General features: G+C 72.5%; 12 protein-coding genes and 4 tRNA genes. 1 reads left to right on the forward strand and 15 read right to left on the reverse strand.

Features of this window, described 5'->3' with window-relative positions:
* Positions 1–101 precede the first annotated feature (101 nt).
* The 5 genes from ML340_RS08365 to ML340_RS08385 form a co-directional block, all read right to left on the reverse strand.
* Positions 102–587, reverse strand: a complete 486-nt coding sequence (locus tag ML340_RS08365) for a hypothetical protein (RefSeq protein WP_240098642.1) — start codon at positions 585–587, stop codon at positions 102–104.
* Between the two features lie 68 nt (positions 588–655).
* Complete coding sequence (locus ML340_RS08370) at positions 656–1,879, reverse strand: tetratricopeptide repeat protein (RefSeq protein WP_240098644.1); 1,224 nt, start codon at positions 1,877–1,879, stop codon at positions 656–658.
* Positions 1,876–3,258, reverse strand: a complete 1,383-nt coding sequence (locus ML340_RS08375) for a J domain-containing protein (protein WP_240098646.1) — start codon at positions 3,256–3,258, stop codon at positions 1,876–1,878. The genes ML340_RS08370 and ML340_RS08375 overlap by 4 nt, the downstream gene beginning before the upstream one ends.
* Before the next feature lie 3 nt (positions 3,259–3,261).
* Positions 3,262–5,556 (reverse strand): GumC family protein, encoded by a 2,295-nt coding sequence (locus tag ML340_RS08380; RefSeq protein ID WP_240098648.1) that lies wholly within the window; start codon positions 5,554–5,556, stop codon positions 3,262–3,264.
* Positions 5,557–5,571: 15 nt separating this feature from the next.
* A complete protein-coding gene (locus ML340_RS08385) occupies positions 5,572–6,288 on the reverse strand; it encodes a polysaccharide biosynthesis/export family protein (RefSeq protein WP_240098650.1) in 717 nt (238 codons plus the stop codon).
* Positions 6,289–6,434: 146 nt separating this feature from the next.
* On the opposite strand from ML340_RS08385, the gene ML340_RS08390 reads away from it, so the two are divergent.
* Positions 6,435–6,509, forward strand: a tRNA-Val gene (locus tag ML340_RS08390).
* A gap of 112 nt (positions 6,510–6,621) precedes the next feature.
* Here ML340_RS08390 and cysN read toward each other — a convergent pair.
* From cysN to kdsB, 10 genes are all read right to left on the reverse strand, one after another.
* A complete protein-coding gene (gene cysN, locus ML340_RS08395; RefSeq protein WP_240098652.1) occupies positions 6,622–8,511 on the reverse strand; it encodes a sulfate adenylyltransferase subunit CysN in 1,890 nt (629 codons plus the stop codon).
* Positions 8,511–9,416, reverse strand: coding sequence for a sulfate adenylyltransferase subunit CysD (gene cysD / locus ML340_RS08400; RefSeq protein ID WP_425608301.1), 906 nt, complete (start codon positions 9,414–9,416; stop codon positions 8,511–8,513). Before cysD ends, cysN begins: the two co-directional genes overlap by 1 nt.
* 34 nt (positions 9,417–9,450) lie before the next feature.
* Positions 9,451–11,079 carry an FMN-binding glutamate synthase family protein gene (locus ML340_RS08405; RefSeq protein WP_240098654.1) on the reverse strand — a complete coding sequence of 543 codons (1,629 nt, stop codon included), beginning with the start codon at positions 11,077–11,079 and terminating at the stop codon, positions 9,451–9,453.
* An 18-nt stretch (positions 11,080–11,097) separates the two neighbouring features.
* Positions 11,098–11,184, reverse strand: a tRNA-Leu gene (locus ML340_RS08410).
* 246 nt (positions 11,185–11,430) lie between these two features.
* Positions 11,431–11,504 (reverse strand) — tRNA-Cys (locus tag ML340_RS08415).
* Positions 11,505–11,597: 93 nt separating this feature from the next.
* Positions 11,598–11,673, reverse strand: a tRNA-Gly gene (locus tag ML340_RS08420).
* The gene (pgsA, locus tag ML340_RS08425) at positions 11,664–12,287 is read right to left on the reverse strand and encodes a CDP-diacylglycerol--glycerol-3-phosphate 3-phosphatidyltransferase (RefSeq protein ID WP_240098656.1); all 624 of its coding nucleotides are present in this window, start codon (positions 12,285–12,287) and stop codon (positions 11,664–11,666) included. Before pgsA ends, ML340_RS08420 begins: the two co-directional genes overlap by 10 nt.
* Entirely contained in the window at positions 12,284–14,167 is a 1,884-nt protein-coding gene (gene uvrC, locus ML340_RS08430; RefSeq protein WP_240098659.1) for an excinuclease ABC subunit UvrC, read from the reverse strand. Before uvrC ends, pgsA begins: the two co-directional genes overlap by 4 nt.
* 5 nt (positions 14,168–14,172) lie before the next feature.
* On the reverse strand, positions 14,173–14,652 hold the full coding sequence (locus ML340_RS08435; protein ID WP_240098660.1) for a low molecular weight protein-tyrosine-phosphatase: 480 nt from the start codon (positions 14,650–14,652) through the stop codon (positions 14,173–14,175).
* Positions 14,649–15,425 carry a 3-deoxy-manno-octulosonate cytidylyltransferase gene (gene kdsB, locus ML340_RS08440; protein ID WP_240098662.1) on the reverse strand — a complete coding sequence of 259 codons (777 nt, stop codon included), beginning with the start codon at positions 15,423–15,425 and terminating at the stop codon, positions 14,649–14,651. The genes ML340_RS08435 and kdsB overlap by 4 nt, the downstream gene beginning before the upstream one ends.
* Between the last annotated feature and the right edge of the window lie 144 nt (positions 15,426–15,569).

The raw sequence follows: 15,569 nt of genomic DNA on the forward strand, positions 1-15,569 counted from the left end.
TGCTCATGCCCACGGTACCCCGCAAACGCGAAGGGCAGGCGCCATGCCTGCCCTTCGAATGCCGACGCGCACGCCAACGGCGCTCGCCGGTGCACGCATGCTCAACGCGTGCAGGCGCTGACCGCCCCCGGTTGGGTAGGAACGTTACCCGCGGAATTCAGCAGCAACGCACCGGCGACCGCAGCGCCAGCAATAATCGCGCCCCCCCCCGCATTGCGGGCACCATCGGCCCACCCCGCCGCAACGCAGCTGGCGTCGATGATATAGGTCTCGGGATTGCGGTAGTCCTTGACGCAGCGCTGCACTACGCGGCCATCGCGATCCAGCTTGTAGTAGACCACCTTCGCCATCGAGTCACCTCCGGTCAGCATCATTCGCTGACCGACTGCAAGCTGCTGACCGGCGCTCGCCATCTGGTAGTCGCCACCCGTGCTAACCATGACGCTGCCGGACTTGTCTTCGAGCACGATTTTGTCCCAGCCGCTGCTGTCGCTACGCGAGGCATCAGTTGTGGACTGGGCGAAGGCAGTCAGAGACATGCTGCCAAGAAAGATAGCCACCAGGGCGAAGCTGTAATAGCGCTTCATTGCGACGTACCCCCGTATCCATTTGCGTTTAACTTAACAACAAGCATCGGGATCGGCAAGCAGTTTTTTCATGGAATGGTCATCGGCACCACGTACGCCCGATCGACCCAAACCTCGCCGCTCAGCCGCGAGCCGGCGCCGGCGGGCACGGCGTTGACCAGCCGCAGCCAGACTCCAGCACAGCCCTGTGACGGGACTGTGAACTCCAGTGTGCTCTCGCGCCAGTCGAAGCTGCCCTCTAACGGATCGCTGCGCGCCAGTTCCCCGGCCGGGCCGGCGCAGGCGAGCTGCCATTGCAGCCCGAGTTCTCCGCGCAGCGCCGCCGCGCGCTGGCGGATGTCCAGGCGGTAACGCCCGGGGGCCAGGACCAGGGCGTGCGCCAGCCCGGTCTCGCCCACCGGCCGGTCGAGAAAGCGCAGCCAGGCCATGTAGCCGCCGCCCGGCGCCGGGGCGAACTCCGCCAGTACGCCGGGCACCCGCGGCAGGCGCCAGTCGAAGCCGCGCCCGCCCGGCAGGCGGGCGAAGTCGCCGTTGTACAGCAGCGGCAAGCGGCCGTCGGCCGGCAACGGGACGGTGCCGGCCCAGCGCGCATAGGCCTCGCCCCAGCGCCCCTGCTGCAGCAGGCCGTCCAGCCAGTCGGCGTACTCCTGCGGGTCGAGCGCGCCGCGCGTGCGCAGGGCCTCCATGATCCGGCCGGCGGCATGCCCGCTGGCGGCCCGTGGGTCGCGCAGATAGGCCATCATCCCTTCGCGCCAGGGCGGATCGCGCGCCAGAGCGTCTGCCAGTGCCGCGGCGAAGCCGGGATCCTGCGCCAATTGCGCCAGTAGCGGAAACACCTGGGTGCCGCGTGCCGGGGTGGCGCGAAGGATCAGGTCGATCCGCGCCAGCGCCTGCGGGTAGTCGCCAGCGACGAGGGCCGACTGGACCAGTGGCGCCTGCGCCGGCAGGTCGCGCGGGGCGTGAGCCGCCGCGATCGCGTACAGCCGCGTGGCCGCGGTGCGTTCGCCGGCGGCGTCCGCGGCCTGGCCCAGGACCCGGTAGGCCTCCCCCGGCAGCGGCTCGGCCGCAAGCAGGCGGCGTGCCAGTTCCGCCGCGCGCTGCGGCTGGCCTTGCTGCAGGGCACGTTCGGCCAGTGCCCGCAGCGCCTGCGGATCCTGCGGCCGCCAGCGCAAGGCGGCCTCCGGCTGGCTTGTCGCCAGCCGCTCGGCCTGCAGTTCGCCGAGGATCCGCCAGCCGGCGAACAGCGCCGCCAGCACCACCAAGGCCAGCACCACGAGGCGCGCCCGGCTCATGCCTCGGCCTCCGGCGGTTCCAGTTCGATCCCGCGCACCAACCACTGGCCCTCGCGCCAGACCAGGTCGGCATGGATCCTGCGCTCCCCGACCTCCGGGATCCGGTAGCGCTGGCGCAGACTCGCCTGCAGGCTGCCGATCCGCCAGTCGGCCTCGCCCACCCGGCGCGCGCCGGACTGGCGCAGGACCACCCCGAGTTGGGCCGCCGCGGCCTCGACCCGCGGGTTGTTCCAGATCGGCGGCGATGGCTGCCCGGCGCGATCCAGGTAGGCCAGCAGCCGCTCGCCGCTGCTGCGCGCCGCCACCACCCGGGCCATGCTCGGCAATTCGTCTTCGCGCGCGGCGACGGCGGCGGGGGCATGGGCGGATTCCGTGCTCGCAGCAGCAGCAGGAGCCGCGCTGGCGGACGGCGCGGCGACCGCCACCGCGGCAGCGGCCGCTGGCGGGCGCGATGCGGGCGGTGCCAGCGTCTGCCGCGCCACCAGATCGGCCGCGGGCGCAGACCGCACCACCTTCGCGCGCGCCGGCGCTGGGGTGACCGCCTCGGCCGGCACGGGCTGCCGGCCTGCCGTCGGAGCCGTCGGAGCCGCCGACGCCGCCACCGTCGCCGGTCCGGCACGGCGGGACGGCGATTCCTGCCTCACCGCATAGGGCGAGTGCATCGACAGCGCCTGCCGCAGCAACGTTTCGCTGTCCTCTGCGGCCGCTGGCTGGCGGAGGTCGGCGTCCTCGATCCCCAGCCGCGCCGGTTCGCGCGCGGTCTCGCGCAGGACCAGCAGGCCGAGCAGCAGGCCCAGCGCAAGCAGGGCGTACACCGGCCAACGCTGGCGCCGCGGGGCCGGCCGCGCCAGCGCGTCGGCGGACGCCCAGTCGCGCACCGCGCTGCCGGGCGGCATGGGGAGGCCGGCCTCCTCCACCATCGCATTGCGATCTCTCGCATGCGCCTGGCCGGCGTCATAGGCAGCGCGCAGCGCCGGAGTGCGCAGGCGGTTCCAGGCCTGGTTGATGCGCGCCGCGAACACCGCATCCTCGGCCTCGCGCACCCGGTCGGGATGCAGCCAGTGCTGCAGCAGGCGATGGTGGCGCTTGAGGACGGCGGCATCCGCATCGGCGGTCGCACCGAGGAGGCGGTAGGCATCCGCCTGCGGATGGAACAGCACCTCGCGGGCATAGAAGCGCGCAGCCTCGATCAGCCGCGCCGGCGGCTCCTGGGTCTCGGCGGCGGCCTGCGCAAGCACCTCCGGCGCTTCGCCCCCGGCAATCAGCAGCAGGCGCTCGATCCCGCCGGGCAGCGGGCGCCGGCGCAGCACGTGGCGTTCGCCCGGCGCCTGCAGCAGCGCCAACGCCCAGTGCAGCGCGTCGTCGCCCGTGGCGGCCATCGCTCAGCCCTTGCCCAGCCGCGGGCGGTGGCCGTAGCCGTAGTAGGAATAGGCGTCGTAGTGGTAGCCGTAGCCATAGCCGGCGGCGCGCGCATCGTACTTGGCCAGCACCGCGCCCACGATCCTTGCCCGCGCCGACAGCAGCCGCTTGAGCGAGGCCTGGGCGACGCTGATCTTGGTCTTGCCGCTGGTCACCATCAGCAGGGTGCCGTCCACCGCGTTGGCCAGGATCAGCGCATCGGCCAGGCCCAGGGTGGGCGGGCCGTCCACGATCACCTGGTCGTAGGTCTCGGCGGCGATGGTCAGCGCCGAGACCAGCTTGCTGCCGGACAGCAGTTCCGCCGGGTTCGGCGGCAGCGGCCCGGCCAGCACCACCTTCAGCCGCGGGTCGTCCGTCGGGAGGATCACTTCGGACAAAGTGCAACTGCCGGCCAGTAGATTGCTCAGGCCCTGCTCCCCACCCTCCAGGCGCAAGTTGCGGCGCAGCGACGGGTTGCGCAGGTCGGCCTCGATCAGCAGCACACGCTTGCCCATCTGGGCGAAATTGCGGGCCAAGGTCAATGCGGTAGTCGACTTCGCCTCGCCGGGGCCGGAACTGGTCACCAGCAGGGTGCGCGGCACCCCGTGGTCGGTGGCGAACTGCAGCGCGGTGCGCACCGAGCGGTAGGCCTCGGAGAAGTGCGAGCGCGGGTCGGCGATCGCCGCGGCGATGCTGTCCTTGGGACCGAGCTTGGGGATGACCCCGAGCACCGGCAGGTGCAGCTTCTGCTCGATGTCCGCCGGCAGCTTCAGGGTGTCGTCCAGGAACTCGAGCAGGAACGCGGCCAGCACCCCCAGCAGCAGCCCGGCCAGCAGGCCGAGCGCGAGGTTGTTGCGCAGGCTCGGGCGGATCCGCCCGGCGTCCTGCGCGCGGTCGATGATCGCGATGTTGTTGGCGCGCACGTCGCCGGCGACCCCGATCTCCTTGTAGCGCTGCAACAAGCTGTCGTAGAGCTGGCGGTTGGTGTCCGCCTCGCGCTTGAGGATGTTGTACTGGATGCTGCGCCCGTCCACCGCCAGCGCCTCGTTACGCAACTGCGCGATCTGGCCCTTGAGCAGATTTTCCTGGGCGGCGGCGGCGTCGTACTCGGCCTTGACCGACGCGCGCACGCTGGCGACCTCGCGCGCGATCTGGCTGTCCAGCTCGTCCATCTGGCCCTTGAGCTGCAGCATGTCCGGGTAGTCCGGCTTGAACTTCTGCAACAGCTCCTGGTACTTGGCCTGCAGCATGGCCTTCTGCTGCTGCAAGGCGCGGATGCTGGAATTGCCGATCATGTCCGCCGGCAGCGCGCCGCCGGAGGCGGCCTGCCGCCAGCGCGCCTGGGCGCGGATGCGCTGGTCCTGGGCCGCGGCCAGCGCCGCGTTGAGCTGCACCAGGTTCTGGCTGGCCAGCGACTGGTCGTCCTTGCCGGTGTTGACCAGGTTCTCCTTCTGCGCGAACTCGACCAGCCGGCGCTCGGAGTCCTCCAGCTTGGCCTTGGTCAGGCGCAGCTGGTCCTCGAGGTAGGTCTTGGCGTACGAGGTCGCCCCGAAGCGGCGCTCAATCCCGGCCGCAATGAAGCCGTCGGCGATCGCGTTGGCGACCCGCACCGCGAAGTCCGGGGCCACGCTGTCGTAATTGACGTAGACCAGGCGCGAGTCGCGCACCGGGGTCACGCTCAGCCCGGCGCGGATCAGGCCGGCGACCTGGCGGTCCAGCGCCTGCGCGGCGCGCGGGTCGCGCGGGCGCGCCTGCGCCTGCGCGCGCGGCTGCGGCCGCAGCAGGCCGAGCAGGCGCTGCAGCGGGCCGGGTGCCTCCAGGCGCGCCAGCATGCCCGGATCCAGGTCCAGTTCGTCCGCGACCCGCTCCGCCAGCGACTGGCTCTGCAGCAGCTGCACCTGGGTCTGCATGAAGTCCGGGTCCCAGCCGGCGTAGTCGGACGGCTGCACCCCGCCGACCTGCACCACCTGCGGCCCCTGCTGCTGCAGTTCGAGCAGGACGCTGGCGCGGTACACCGGGGTGGTCAGCAGGGTGACCAGCAGCGCCGCCACCAGCGCCGCGGCCACGCAGCCGAGCACCAGCCAGCGCCGCTTGACCAGCACCTGCCAGTAGGCCAACAGGTCGATCGCATCCGGATCGGCCTTGGCCGCGGTGTCCTGGAACTGCAGGGCCGCCGGCAGCGCCTGGCGTTGGGCCAGCGCGGCATGGGGCGACGCCGGGCGGGCCGGCAGGCGCTCGCCGTCGCCGCCCGGCGGCATCGGCAGGTGGTCCTCACTCATAGCTGCGTCCTTGCATCACAGTAGACGGAACAGGCCCAGGGCCGGGACCGATTCGATGAAGCGGCGGAACGCGGTCTTGCTGCCGGACTGCTCGACCACCACGATGTCGTCGCCGTAGATCTGCGGATCCTCCATCTGGCCGTGGCGGATCTTGCGCAGGTCGAACACCGCGGCCTGGCGCTTGCCGCCGATCTGGCGCATGACCACGATCCCGCCGAGGTCGGCGGTACGGTCGTCGATCCCGCCGGCCAGCGCGATCGCCTGCAGCAGCGAGGTGCGCCCGGTCAGCGGGTAGATGCCGGGCTTGTTGACCGCGCCCTCCAGGGTCACCCGCTGGCTGGTGAATTCCTTGACGAACACGGTCACCTGCGGGTTCTGCAGGTAGCCGTCCGCATAGCGGCGGGCCAGTTCCGCCTCCAGCTCCGGAATGGTCTTGCCGCCGGCCATCACCGTGCCCACCAGCGGCAGCGAGATCTGGCCGTTGGAATTGACGCGCACGTCCTTGGTCAGCTCCTCGACCCCGAACACGCTGATGTTGAGCAGGTCCTGCGCGCCGATGCGGTAGTCGCTGGCGCCCTCGTAGGCGCCCTGGGCATTGGTCGAGTCCGGCGGCGCCAACGTGCCCGCGCCGCCGACGACCGTGCGCACACCGCCGCCACCGGCGCACGCGGCCAGCAGCAGCGCCAGCAGCAGCGCCCCCCACAGCCGGATAGCCGTTTTAGTCCCTGACATGCGATGCCCTTGGACGACCAAACCCGTTTGACTTGCATTATGCCCGTGCCAAGCATGCGCGCAAAAGCACGACGAATCAGTTGCACATCCACCGACAGACAGTCTTGCCGCGCCGCCGGGTTCCTGTACAATGCGCGCCCCGACCCGGGCGGTTAGCTCAGCGGTAGAGCATTGCCTTCACACGGCAAGGGTCGTAGGTTCGAACCCTACACCGCCCACCACTTCCCACGCAGCCGGCCCCGCGCCGGCTGCGGCGTTTCAGGCCGGCATCCGTTCGCGGTATCAATCCATACCGAGCGCAGCCGCCGACCGCGCAGCGGCAGCCAGCCAGCTTCAGTCCAGCCCGAGCGCGGCCACCACCTGCGCCGCCAGCGCCTCCGCGTCCGCCTCCGCCGCGTGCAGGTGCAATTCCGGCTGCTCCGGGGGCTCGTAGGGCGAATCGATGCCGGTGAAGTTGCGCAGCTCGCCGCGCCGCGCCTTGGCATACAAGCCCTTGGCGTCGCGCTGCTCGGCCACCGCCAGCGGCACGTCCACGAACACCTCGAGGAACTCGCCGGGCGCGAACAGGCGGCGCGCCATCTCGCGCTCGGCCCGGAACGGGCTGATGAAGCTGACCAGCACGATCAGCCCGGCGTCGGTCATCAGCCGCGCCACCTCCGCGACCCGGCGGATGTTCTCGACCCGATCCTCGGGGGTGAAGCCGAGGTCCTTGTTCAGCCCATGGCGCACGTTGTCGCCGTCCAGCAGGTAGGTATGCCGCCCCAGCGCCAGCAGCCGGCGCTCGACCAGGTTGGCAATCGTCGACTTGCCGGCCCCCGACAACCCGGTGAACCACAGGCAGCGCGGCGCCTGCTGTTTGATCCGCGCACGCGCGGCCTTGTCCACGTCGAGCGGCTGCCAGTGCAGGTTGCCGGCGCGGCGCAGGGCGAAGTCGAGGGTGCCGGCGGCGAGGGTCGCGTTGCTGTGGCGGTCGATCAGGATGAACCCGCCGAGGGTGCGGTCCTCGGCGTACGGGGCGAACGCCAGCGGCTGGTCGAGGTGCAGGTTGCACACCGCGACCTCGTTCAGCTCGAGGGTCTTGGCCGCCAGCGGCTCCTGGGTGTCGACGTCGATCTTGTGCTTGATCTCGGTGACCGTGGCGCCGACGGTGCGGGTGCCCAGCTTGAGCAGGTAGGGCCGGCCCGGCAGCAGGCGCTCCTCGCCCATCCACAGCAGGTGCGCGGCGAACTGGTCGGCGATCTCCGGCGGCGCCGCGGCGGCCGCGATCACGTCGCCGCGGCTGGCATCGACCTCATCGGCCAGGGTCAGCACCACCGCCTGCCCGGCCTCGGCGGCATCGAGGTCGCCGTCGGCGGTCACGATCCGCGCGACCTGCGTGCGCCGCCCGGACGGCAGCACCACCACCGCATCGCCCGGCGCCACCCGCCCGCCGGCGATGGTGCCGGCGAAGCCGCGGAAGTCCTGGTCGGGCCGGCACACCCATTGCACCGGCATCCGGAACGGCAGCCGTTCGGCCTCGCCCGCGCGCGCCGGCGGCGCGCTCTCCAGCAACTCGAGCAAGGACGGCCCGGCATACCACGGCAGCGCCTGCGAACGCGCGGTCACGTTGTCGCCGTGCAGAGCCGACAGCGGCACCGCGTCCACCCGGGCGATGCCCAGCTGCGCGGCCAGCGCATGGTAGGCCTCCTCGATCCGCGCGAACACCGCCGGATCGTGGCCGACCAGGTCCATCTTGTTGACCGCCAGCACCACGTGGCGGATGCCCAGCAGCGACACGATATAGCTGTGCCGGCGGGTCTGGGTGAGCAGGCCCTTGCGCGCGTCCACCAGCACCACCGCGAGGTCGGCGGTGGAAGCGCCGGTGGCCATGTTGCGGGTGTACTGCGCGTGCCCGGGGCAGTCGGCGACGATGAACTTGCGGCGCGCGGTGTCGAAGAAGCGGTAGGCCACGTCGATGGTGATGCCCTGCTCGCGTTCGGCGGCCAGGCCGTCGACCAGCAGGGCGAAGTCGAGCGCGCCGTTCTGGGTGCCGTGGCGGCGGCTGTCGGCCTCCAGCGCGCGCAGCTGGTCGTCGCGCAGCTGGCGGGTGTCGTGCAGCAGGCGCCCGATCAGGGTGCTCTTGCCGTCGTCCACGCTGCCGCAGGTGATGAAGCGCAGCAGCTGCTTGTCCTCGTGGCGGCGCAGGTGCTCGGCCACCCGCGCCTCGGCGTCGTCCAGGCGCATCAGAAGTAGCCCTCCTGCTTCTTCTTCTCCATCGAGTCGGCCGGGTCGTGGTCGATCACCCGGCCCTGGCGCTCGGAGGTACGCGCGGCCAGCAGTTCCGCCACCACCTGCGCCGGGGTCTCGGCCTCCGACTCCACCCCGCCGGTCAGCGGGTAGCAGCCGAGGGTGCGGAAGCGCACCTTGCGGTATTGCGGCAGCTCGCCCGCGCGCAGCGGCAGGCGCTCGTCGTCGACCATGATCAGCACCCCGTCGCGCTCCACCACCGGGCGCACCCGCGCGAAGTACAGCGGCGGAAGTTCGATGCCCTCGCGCAGGATGTACAGCCACACGTCCAGCTCGGTCCAGTTCGAGAGCGGGAACGCGCGCACCGACTCGCCCTTGTGGATGCGGGTGTTGTAGAGGTTCCACAGCTCCGGGCGCTGGTTCTTCGGATCCCAGCGCTGCTGCGCGCTGCGGAAGCTGAAGATGCGCTCCTTGGCGCGCGACTTCTCCTCGTCGCGGCGGGCCCCGCCGATCGCGCAGTCGTAGCCGCCCTCCGCCAGCGCCTGGCGCAGGGCCTGGGTGCGCATCACGTCGGTGTAGACGCTGGCGCCGTGCGCGAACGGATTGATGCCTTGGCGCACGCCCTCCTGGTTGACGTGCACGCGCAGCTCGACGTCGCCGCGCGCGGCCACCCGGTCGCGGAAGGCGTAGGTCTCGCGGAACTCGAAGGTGCTGTCGATGTGCAGCAGCGGGATCGGCGGGCGCGCCGGGAAGAACGCCTTGCGCAGCAGGTGCAGCAGCACCGTGCTGTCCTTGCCGATCGAATACAGCAGGACCGGGTTGCGGAACTCGGCGGCGACCTCGCGCAGGATGTGCAGGCTCTCCGCCTCGAGGCGGTCCAGGTGGGTCGGCGATCGGGGCACGGCGATGGCGGACGGCAACGGGGGCGGCAGTCTATCAAGCCGTCTTGCGCGCCCGCAGCGCGCGCACCCGCTCCGGCGGCGCGAAGCTGTCACTGGCCGCCAGCGGCCAGAACGCCTGGAACACCGCGTGCTCGGGCACCCGCCCGCCGAGCAGCTCGCCCGGCTCGAGGAAGCGGTACAGCGCCGCCAGCGAGCGGATCTCGGTCGGGCTGACCCGGCGCAGGATGTGCTCCGGGCCGAGCTCGCGCGGGTGCTCCAGCCCGGCCGCGGCCAGCAGGTCGCGCAGCGCCAGCAGGGTGTTGCGGTGGAACGCGGCGACCCGGGCCGCCTTGTCGGCCACGTCCAGCCGCTTCCAGCGCGCCGGGTCCTGGGTCGCCACCCCGGTCGGGCAGCGGTCGGTGTGGCAGCTGAGCGACTGGATGCAGCCGAGCGCGAACATGAAGCCGCGCGCGGCGTTGCACCAGTCCGCGCCGAGCGCGAGCGTGCGCGCGATGTCGAACGCGCTGACGATCTTGCCGGCCGCGCCGAGCCGGATCCGCTCGCGCAGGCCCAGTCCGACCAGGGTGTTGTGCACCAGCAGCAGGGCCTCGTGCATCGGCAGGCCGACGTGGTCGATGAACTCCGCCGGGGCCGCGCCGGTGCCACCCTCGGCGCCGTCCACCACGATGAAGTCCGGCAGCTCGCCGGTCTCGTGCATGGCCTTGGCGATCGCGAACCATTCCCACGGATGCCCGATCGCGAGCTTGAACCCGGCCGGCTTGCCGCCGGAGAGCGCGCGCAGGCGGGCGACGAACCGCAGCAGCCCGCGCGGGTCGGAGAAAGCGCTGTGCGCGGCCGGCGACACGCAGTCCACCCCGGGCGGCACCCCGCGGGTGGCGGCGATCTCGGCACTGACCTTGGCCGCGGGCAGTACCCCGCCGTGGCCCGGCTTGGCGCCCTGCGACAGCTTGACCTCGACCATCTTCACTTGCGGATCGCGCGCCTGCGCGGCGAAGCGCTCCTCGCTGAAGCGGCCGTCCTCGTCGCGGCAGCCGAAGTAGCCCGAGCCGATCTCCCACACCAGGTCGCCGCCGGCCTCGCGGTGGTAGGGCGAGATCGCGCCCTCGCCGGTGTCGTGGTAGAAGCCGCCGCGCGCGGCGCCGGCGTTGAGCGCGCGGATCGCCGCCGCCGACAGCGCGCCGAAGCTCATCGCCGAGATGTTGAACACGCTGGCCGGATACGGCTGCGCGCATGCCTCGCCGATCGCGATCCGGAAGTCGGCGGACGCGATCGCTGCCGGCGCCAGCGAGTGGTTGATCCACTCGTAGTCCACCGCGTAGGGATCGTGCAGGCTGCCGAACGGGCGCACGTCGCTCACACCCTTGGCGCGCTGGTACACCAGCGCGCGCTGCTCGCGCGAGAACGGCACCTCGGCGGTGTCGGACTGGATGAAGTACTGGCGCATCTCCGGCCCGATCGCCTCCAGGCCGTAGCGGAAGTGGGCGAGGATCGGGTAGTTGCGGCGCAGCGTGCTGCGCCGCTGCAGCAGGTCGACGCTGCCGAGCACGGCGAACGCGCCGAACACCAGCACGCCCCAGCCCCAAGCCGCGCCGAAGCGCCAGGCCAGCAGCAGGCAGAGCAACGTCAGCGCCAGGCTGGCGGCATAGGCGGCGTAGCGCGACATCGCACCTCCTGCGCAATGTGGTGCCCGGGGAGGGACTCGAACCCTCAGGGCCTGGCGGCCGGCGGATTTTAAGTCCGCTGCGTCTACCGGTTTCGCCACCCGGGCGTGGCCCAAAGCTTACGCGAGCGGCATGGCGCCCGCGCGCCCCATGGCTACCGCCCTGCCCGCGCGCCGCAGGCTGCACGGCGGCCAGCGCGCCAGGCGCCCTCGCACCGCGCCCGGAGCCTGCGCTCGCATTCGCCGCAACGTCCCCGCGCCGCCCGTCGCGCCGCCGGCCACGCCGACACACCCGTGGGGTGCCGGAGTGGCCCTGCAACGAAAACGGCCCCGCCGGGGGCGGGGCCGCTGGATTGGAGGCCGGGGTCGGAATTGAACCGGCGTACGCGGATTTGCAGTCCGCTGCATGACCACTCTGCCACCCGGCCGGGAGGCGCATCGCGCGGGGCGATTCTTCCACATCCGGCACGCCGAGGCGAGCCGGAAAAAGCGAAGCCCCGCGAACGGGGCTTCGGTGCATCTGGAGCGGGAAACGAGACTCGAACTCGCGACCCCGACCTTGGCAAGGTCGTGCTCTACCAACTGAGCTATTCCCGCGTGGAGGCCGGCATTTTACGGGCTGGCCGATCGCTGTCAACACCCCGCTGGCGCATTTCCTGCGCGCGCAACGCCGGCCACGCAGCGCGCGCGTACTGCAGGCCCGACCACAGGGTCAGCACCGCCGCCGCGGCCAGCAGCCACTCGCCGACCTGGAACACCGGCAGGCCGAAGAACGGCTCGCGGTACAGCAGGAAGCCGAGCGCCACCATCTGCACCACGGTCTTGACCTTGCCGACCGTGGCCACCGCGACCGCGGCGCGCTGGCCCAGCTCGGCCATCCATTCGCGCAGCGCCGAGACCGCGATCTCGCGGCCGATGATCACGCTCGCCCACAGCGCCATCCACACGGTGTGGTGGTACTGCACGGTGATCACCAGCGCGACCGCGACCATCAGCTTGTCCGCGACCGGATCGAGGAACGCGCCGAACGCCGAATACAGCCCGTAGCGGCGCGCGATCCAGCCGTCCAGCCAATCGGTCAGCGAGGCGCCGATGAAGATCAGCACCGCGGCCAGGTTGGTCCAGCGGTAGTCGAGGTAGTAGACCACCACCAGCACCGGGATCATCGCGATCCGCGCCAGGGTGAGCCAGGTGGGTAGCGTCAGGGTCATGGCGCCCGGTCCGTCTCCGCCGCCGCGGCGGCTGCCTCCAGCCCGTGCAGGCTGGCCCAGATGCGTTCGGCCAGCGCGCGGTGGATGCCCTCCACCCGCGCGATCTCGTCGACCGCGGCCGCCTGCAATCCTGACAGACCGCCGAAATGCCGCAAGAGGGCCGCGCGCCGGCGCGGCCCGATCCCGGCGATGTCCTCCAGCCGGCTGCTGGCGCGCGCCTTCTGGCGGCGCCCGCGGTGCCCGGTGATCGCGAACCGGTGGGCCTCGTCGCGCACCTGCTGGATCAGCTGCAGCGCCGGCGAGGCGGCGCCCGGGCGCACGTCGCGGCCGTCCGGCAGCAGCAGGGTCTCGGCCCCCGGCTTGCGCTCCGGGCCCTTGGCCACGCCGACTAGGGCGATGCCGTCGATCCCGGCGTCGGTCAGCACCTCGCGCGCCTGCGCGACCTGGCCGGCGCCGCCGTCGATCAGCAGCACGTCCGGCAGCACCGCCTCCGGGTCGCCCGCGGCGGCGGCGCGGAAGCGCCGCTGCAGCGCCTGCTGCATGGCCGCGTAGTCATCGCCCGGCTCGATCCCGACGATGTTGTAGCGGCGATACTGGGCCCGCACCGCCCCCTGCGCATCGAACACCACGCACGCGGCGACGGTGGCCTCGCCGCCGGTGTGGCTGATGTCGAAGCACTCGATCCGGCGCGGCGGCGCCGGCAGGCCCAGCAGCCGCTGCAGGTCTTGCAGGCGCGCCTGTTGGGTGCGGCTGCTGGCCAGTTCGGTCGCCAGCGCCAGCTCGGCATTGCGGCGCACCAGCTCCAGGTGCGCCGCGCGCTCGCCGCGCACCCGGCTGCGCAGTTCGACCCGGCGCCCTGCGTGCTCGGACAGCGCCTGCGCGATCAGCGCCTGCTCCGGGATGTCGCGGTCGAGCACGATCTCCTCAGGCGGCGGCTGCTCGGCGTAGTACTGCGAGACGAACGCGGCCAGCACCTCGGCCGGGCTGTCCTCGCCGTTGGTGCGCGGGAAGTGCGCGCGGGTGCCGAGGTTGCGGCCGTCGCGGAAGGCCAGCAGCAGCACGCAGGCATGGCTGCCCTGCATCGCCACCGCGAGCACGTCGAGGTCGGCGTTGCGGCCGTCCATGGTGTGGCGCGCCTGCAGCTTGCGGATGGTGGCGATCAGGTCGCGCAGGCGCGCGGCCTGCTCGAACTCCAGCGCCTCGCTGGCGCGCTGCATGGCCTGCGCCAGCTCGGCGTCGAGCTCGGCGCTGCGCCCCTCCAGGAACAGGGTGGCGCGGCGCACCGCATCGGCATACTCGTCGGCCGCCACCAGCCCCACGCACGGCCCGCTGCAGTGGCCGATCTGGTATTGCAGGCAGGGCCGGCTGCGGTTGCGGAACACGCTGTCCTCGCAGCTGCGCAGGCGGAACAGCTTGTGCATCAGGGCCAGGGTCTCGCGCACCGCGCCGGCGCTCGGGTACGGGCCGAAGTAGCGCCCCGGCTGCGCGCGCGCGCCGCGGTGGAAGGCCAGCCGCGGCCAGTCCTCGCGGGTGAGCAGCACGTACGGGTAGCTCTTGTCGTCGCGCAGCATCACGTTGTAGCGCGGGCGCAGCGACTTGATCAGCTGGTTCTCCAGCAGCAGCGCGTCGGCCTCGCTGCGGGTGACGGTGACCTGGATGCGCGCCACCTGCGCCAGCATCGCCATGATCCGCGCCGGCTTCGGGGTGGCGTTGAAGTAGCTGCCGACCCGGTTGCGCAGCGCGCGCGCCTTGCCGACGTACAGCACCTGGCCGGCCGCGTCGAGCATGCGGTACACCCCGGGCGCGAGCGGCAGCCCGGCGGCCACCGCCTTGCCGTCGAACGCCGGCGGCGCCGGTTCGGGCGGGCGGCGTGCGGGCATCGCGGCTACAGCGCCCCGGCCTGGACGCGCGCGACGATCTCCGCCGCGGCCGCGTCCACCAGCCGCCACACGTGCTCGAAATCGCGGCTGCCGCCGTAGTACGGGTCGGGCACGTCGCGCCGGCCCTGCCCGGTCCAGTCCAGCAGCAGCACCACCTGCGCATGCGCGGTGCGCGGCTTGCGCACGCCGGCATCGTGCAGGACGCTGCGGTCCGCGCACAGTAGGTAGTCGAAGCGGTCGTAGTCCTCCGGCTCCAGCCCGCGCGCGCGCTGCGCGGCGATGTCCACGCCGTGGCGCGCGGCGCAGGCGACCGCGCGCGGGTCCGGCGGCTCGCCCGCGTGCGCGCGGCTGGTGCCGGCCGAATCCACCCGCAGTGCCTGCGCCAGCCCGGCCGCGGCCAGGCGCTGGCGCAGCGCACCCTCGGCCATCGGCGAACGGCAGATGTTGCCCATGCACACCATCAGGAGGCCCGGTGCGCGGTTCATGCGCCCTCCCCGCGCGCGTGCCGCGCGCGCGCCGCGGCGAGATCCTCCGGGGTGTCCACCCCCGGCGGGAACGCGGCCACCGCCGCGGCCACCGCCACCGGCCAGCCGGCCTCCAGCGCGCGCAGTTGCTCGAGCGCCTCGACCCGCTCCAGCGGCGCCGGCGGCAGCGCGGCGAACGCATGCAGGTCGGCGACCCGGTAGGCGTAGAGGCCGATGTGGCGCCACCACAGCGCGCCCTCCGGCAGCGCGCCGCGGTCGCGGGCGAAGGCGTCGCGCGGCCACGGCACCGGGGCGCGGCTGAAGTACAGCGCGCGCCCGTCCTCGCCGCGCACCACCTTGACCACATTGGGGTCGAACAGGGTCGCGGCGTCGTCGATCGGGCTGGCGAGGGTGGCGATGCGGGCACCGCCGGCGGCGAGCACGGCGGCGACCTGGGCGATCCCCGCCGCCGGCGCGAACGGCTCGTCGCCCTGCAGGTTGACCACGATCGTGTCCTCCGGCCAGCCGGCGAGCGCCGCGCACTCGGCCAGGCGGTCGCTGCCGGAGGCATGCGCGGGCGAGGTCATCGCCACCTGCACCCCGCTGCCCTCCAGCGCGGCGGCGATCCGCGCATCGTCGGTCGCCACCCAGACCTGGCGCGCGCCGGCGGCCAGCGCGCGGCGCGCCACGTGCAGCACCATCGGGGCATCGCCGATCCGCTGCAGCGGCTTGCCGGGCAGGCGGGTGGAGGCATAGCGCGCGGGGATCGCGACCACGAAATCGGGCGGGGACATGCCGCCATTATCGCCGAGCCGGCGCGGCCTTGTATCTTTCAGCCCGCGGACCGGCTCGGGCAGCCCGAGCGGCCTCTGGGCCAGTGAATGAAGCCCGCGACTGAGCACTGGGTGCCTGTGCCGGACCGTCCTTTCTTGCAGCCC

The sequence above is a fragment of the Thermomonas flagellata genome (assembly GCF_022419185.1).
Taxonomy (GTDB): domain Bacteria; phylum Pseudomonadota; class Gammaproteobacteria; order Xanthomonadales; family Xanthomonadaceae; genus Thermomonas; species Thermomonas flagellata.

What these genes read in the sequence shown, in the direction of transcription:
- ML340_RS08365 (WP_240098642.1), bottom strand. Translation starts at nt 587, where the DNA reads ATGAAGCGCTATTACAGCTTCGCCCTGGTGGCTATCTTTCTTGGCAGC.
- ML340_RS08370 (WP_240098644.1), bottom strand. Translation starts at nt 1,879, where the DNA reads ATGAGCCGGGCGCGCCTCGTGGTGCTGGCCTTGGTGGTGCTGGCGGCG.
- ML340_RS08375 (WP_240098646.1), bottom strand. Translation starts at nt 3,258, where the DNA reads ATGGCCGCCACGGGCGACGACGCGCTGCACTGGGCGTTGGCGCTGCTG.
- ML340_RS08380 (WP_240098648.1), bottom strand. Translation starts at nt 5,556, where the DNA reads ATGAGTGAGGACCACCTGCCGATGCCGCCGGGCGGCGACGGCGAGCGC.
- ML340_RS08385 (WP_240098650.1), bottom strand. Translation starts at nt 6,288, where the DNA reads ATGTCAGGGACTAAAACGGCTATCCGGCTGTGGGGGGCGCTGCTGCTG.
- cysN (WP_240098652.1), bottom strand. Translation starts at nt 8,511, where the DNA reads ATGCGCCTGGACGACGCCGAGGCGCGGGTGGCCGAGCACCTGCGCCGC.
- ML340_RS08405 (WP_240098654.1), bottom strand. Translation starts at nt 11,079, where the DNA reads ATGTCGCGCTACGCCGCCTATGCCGCCAGCCTGGCGCTGACGTTGCTC.
- pgsA (WP_240098656.1), bottom strand. Translation starts at nt 12,287, where the DNA reads ATGACCCTGACGCTACCCACCTGGCTCACCCTGGCGCGGATCGCGATG.
- uvrC (WP_240098659.1), bottom strand. Translation starts at nt 14,167, where the DNA reads ATGCCCGCACGCCGCCCGCCCGAACCGGCGCCGCCGGCGTTCGACGGC.
- ML340_RS08435 (WP_240098660.1), bottom strand. Translation starts at nt 14,652, where the DNA reads ATGAACCGCGCACCGGGCCTCCTGATGGTGTGCATGGGCAACATCTGC.
- kdsB (WP_240098662.1), bottom strand. Translation starts at nt 15,425, where the DNA reads ATGTCCCCGCCCGATTTCGTGGTCGCGATCCCCGCGCGCTATGCCTCC.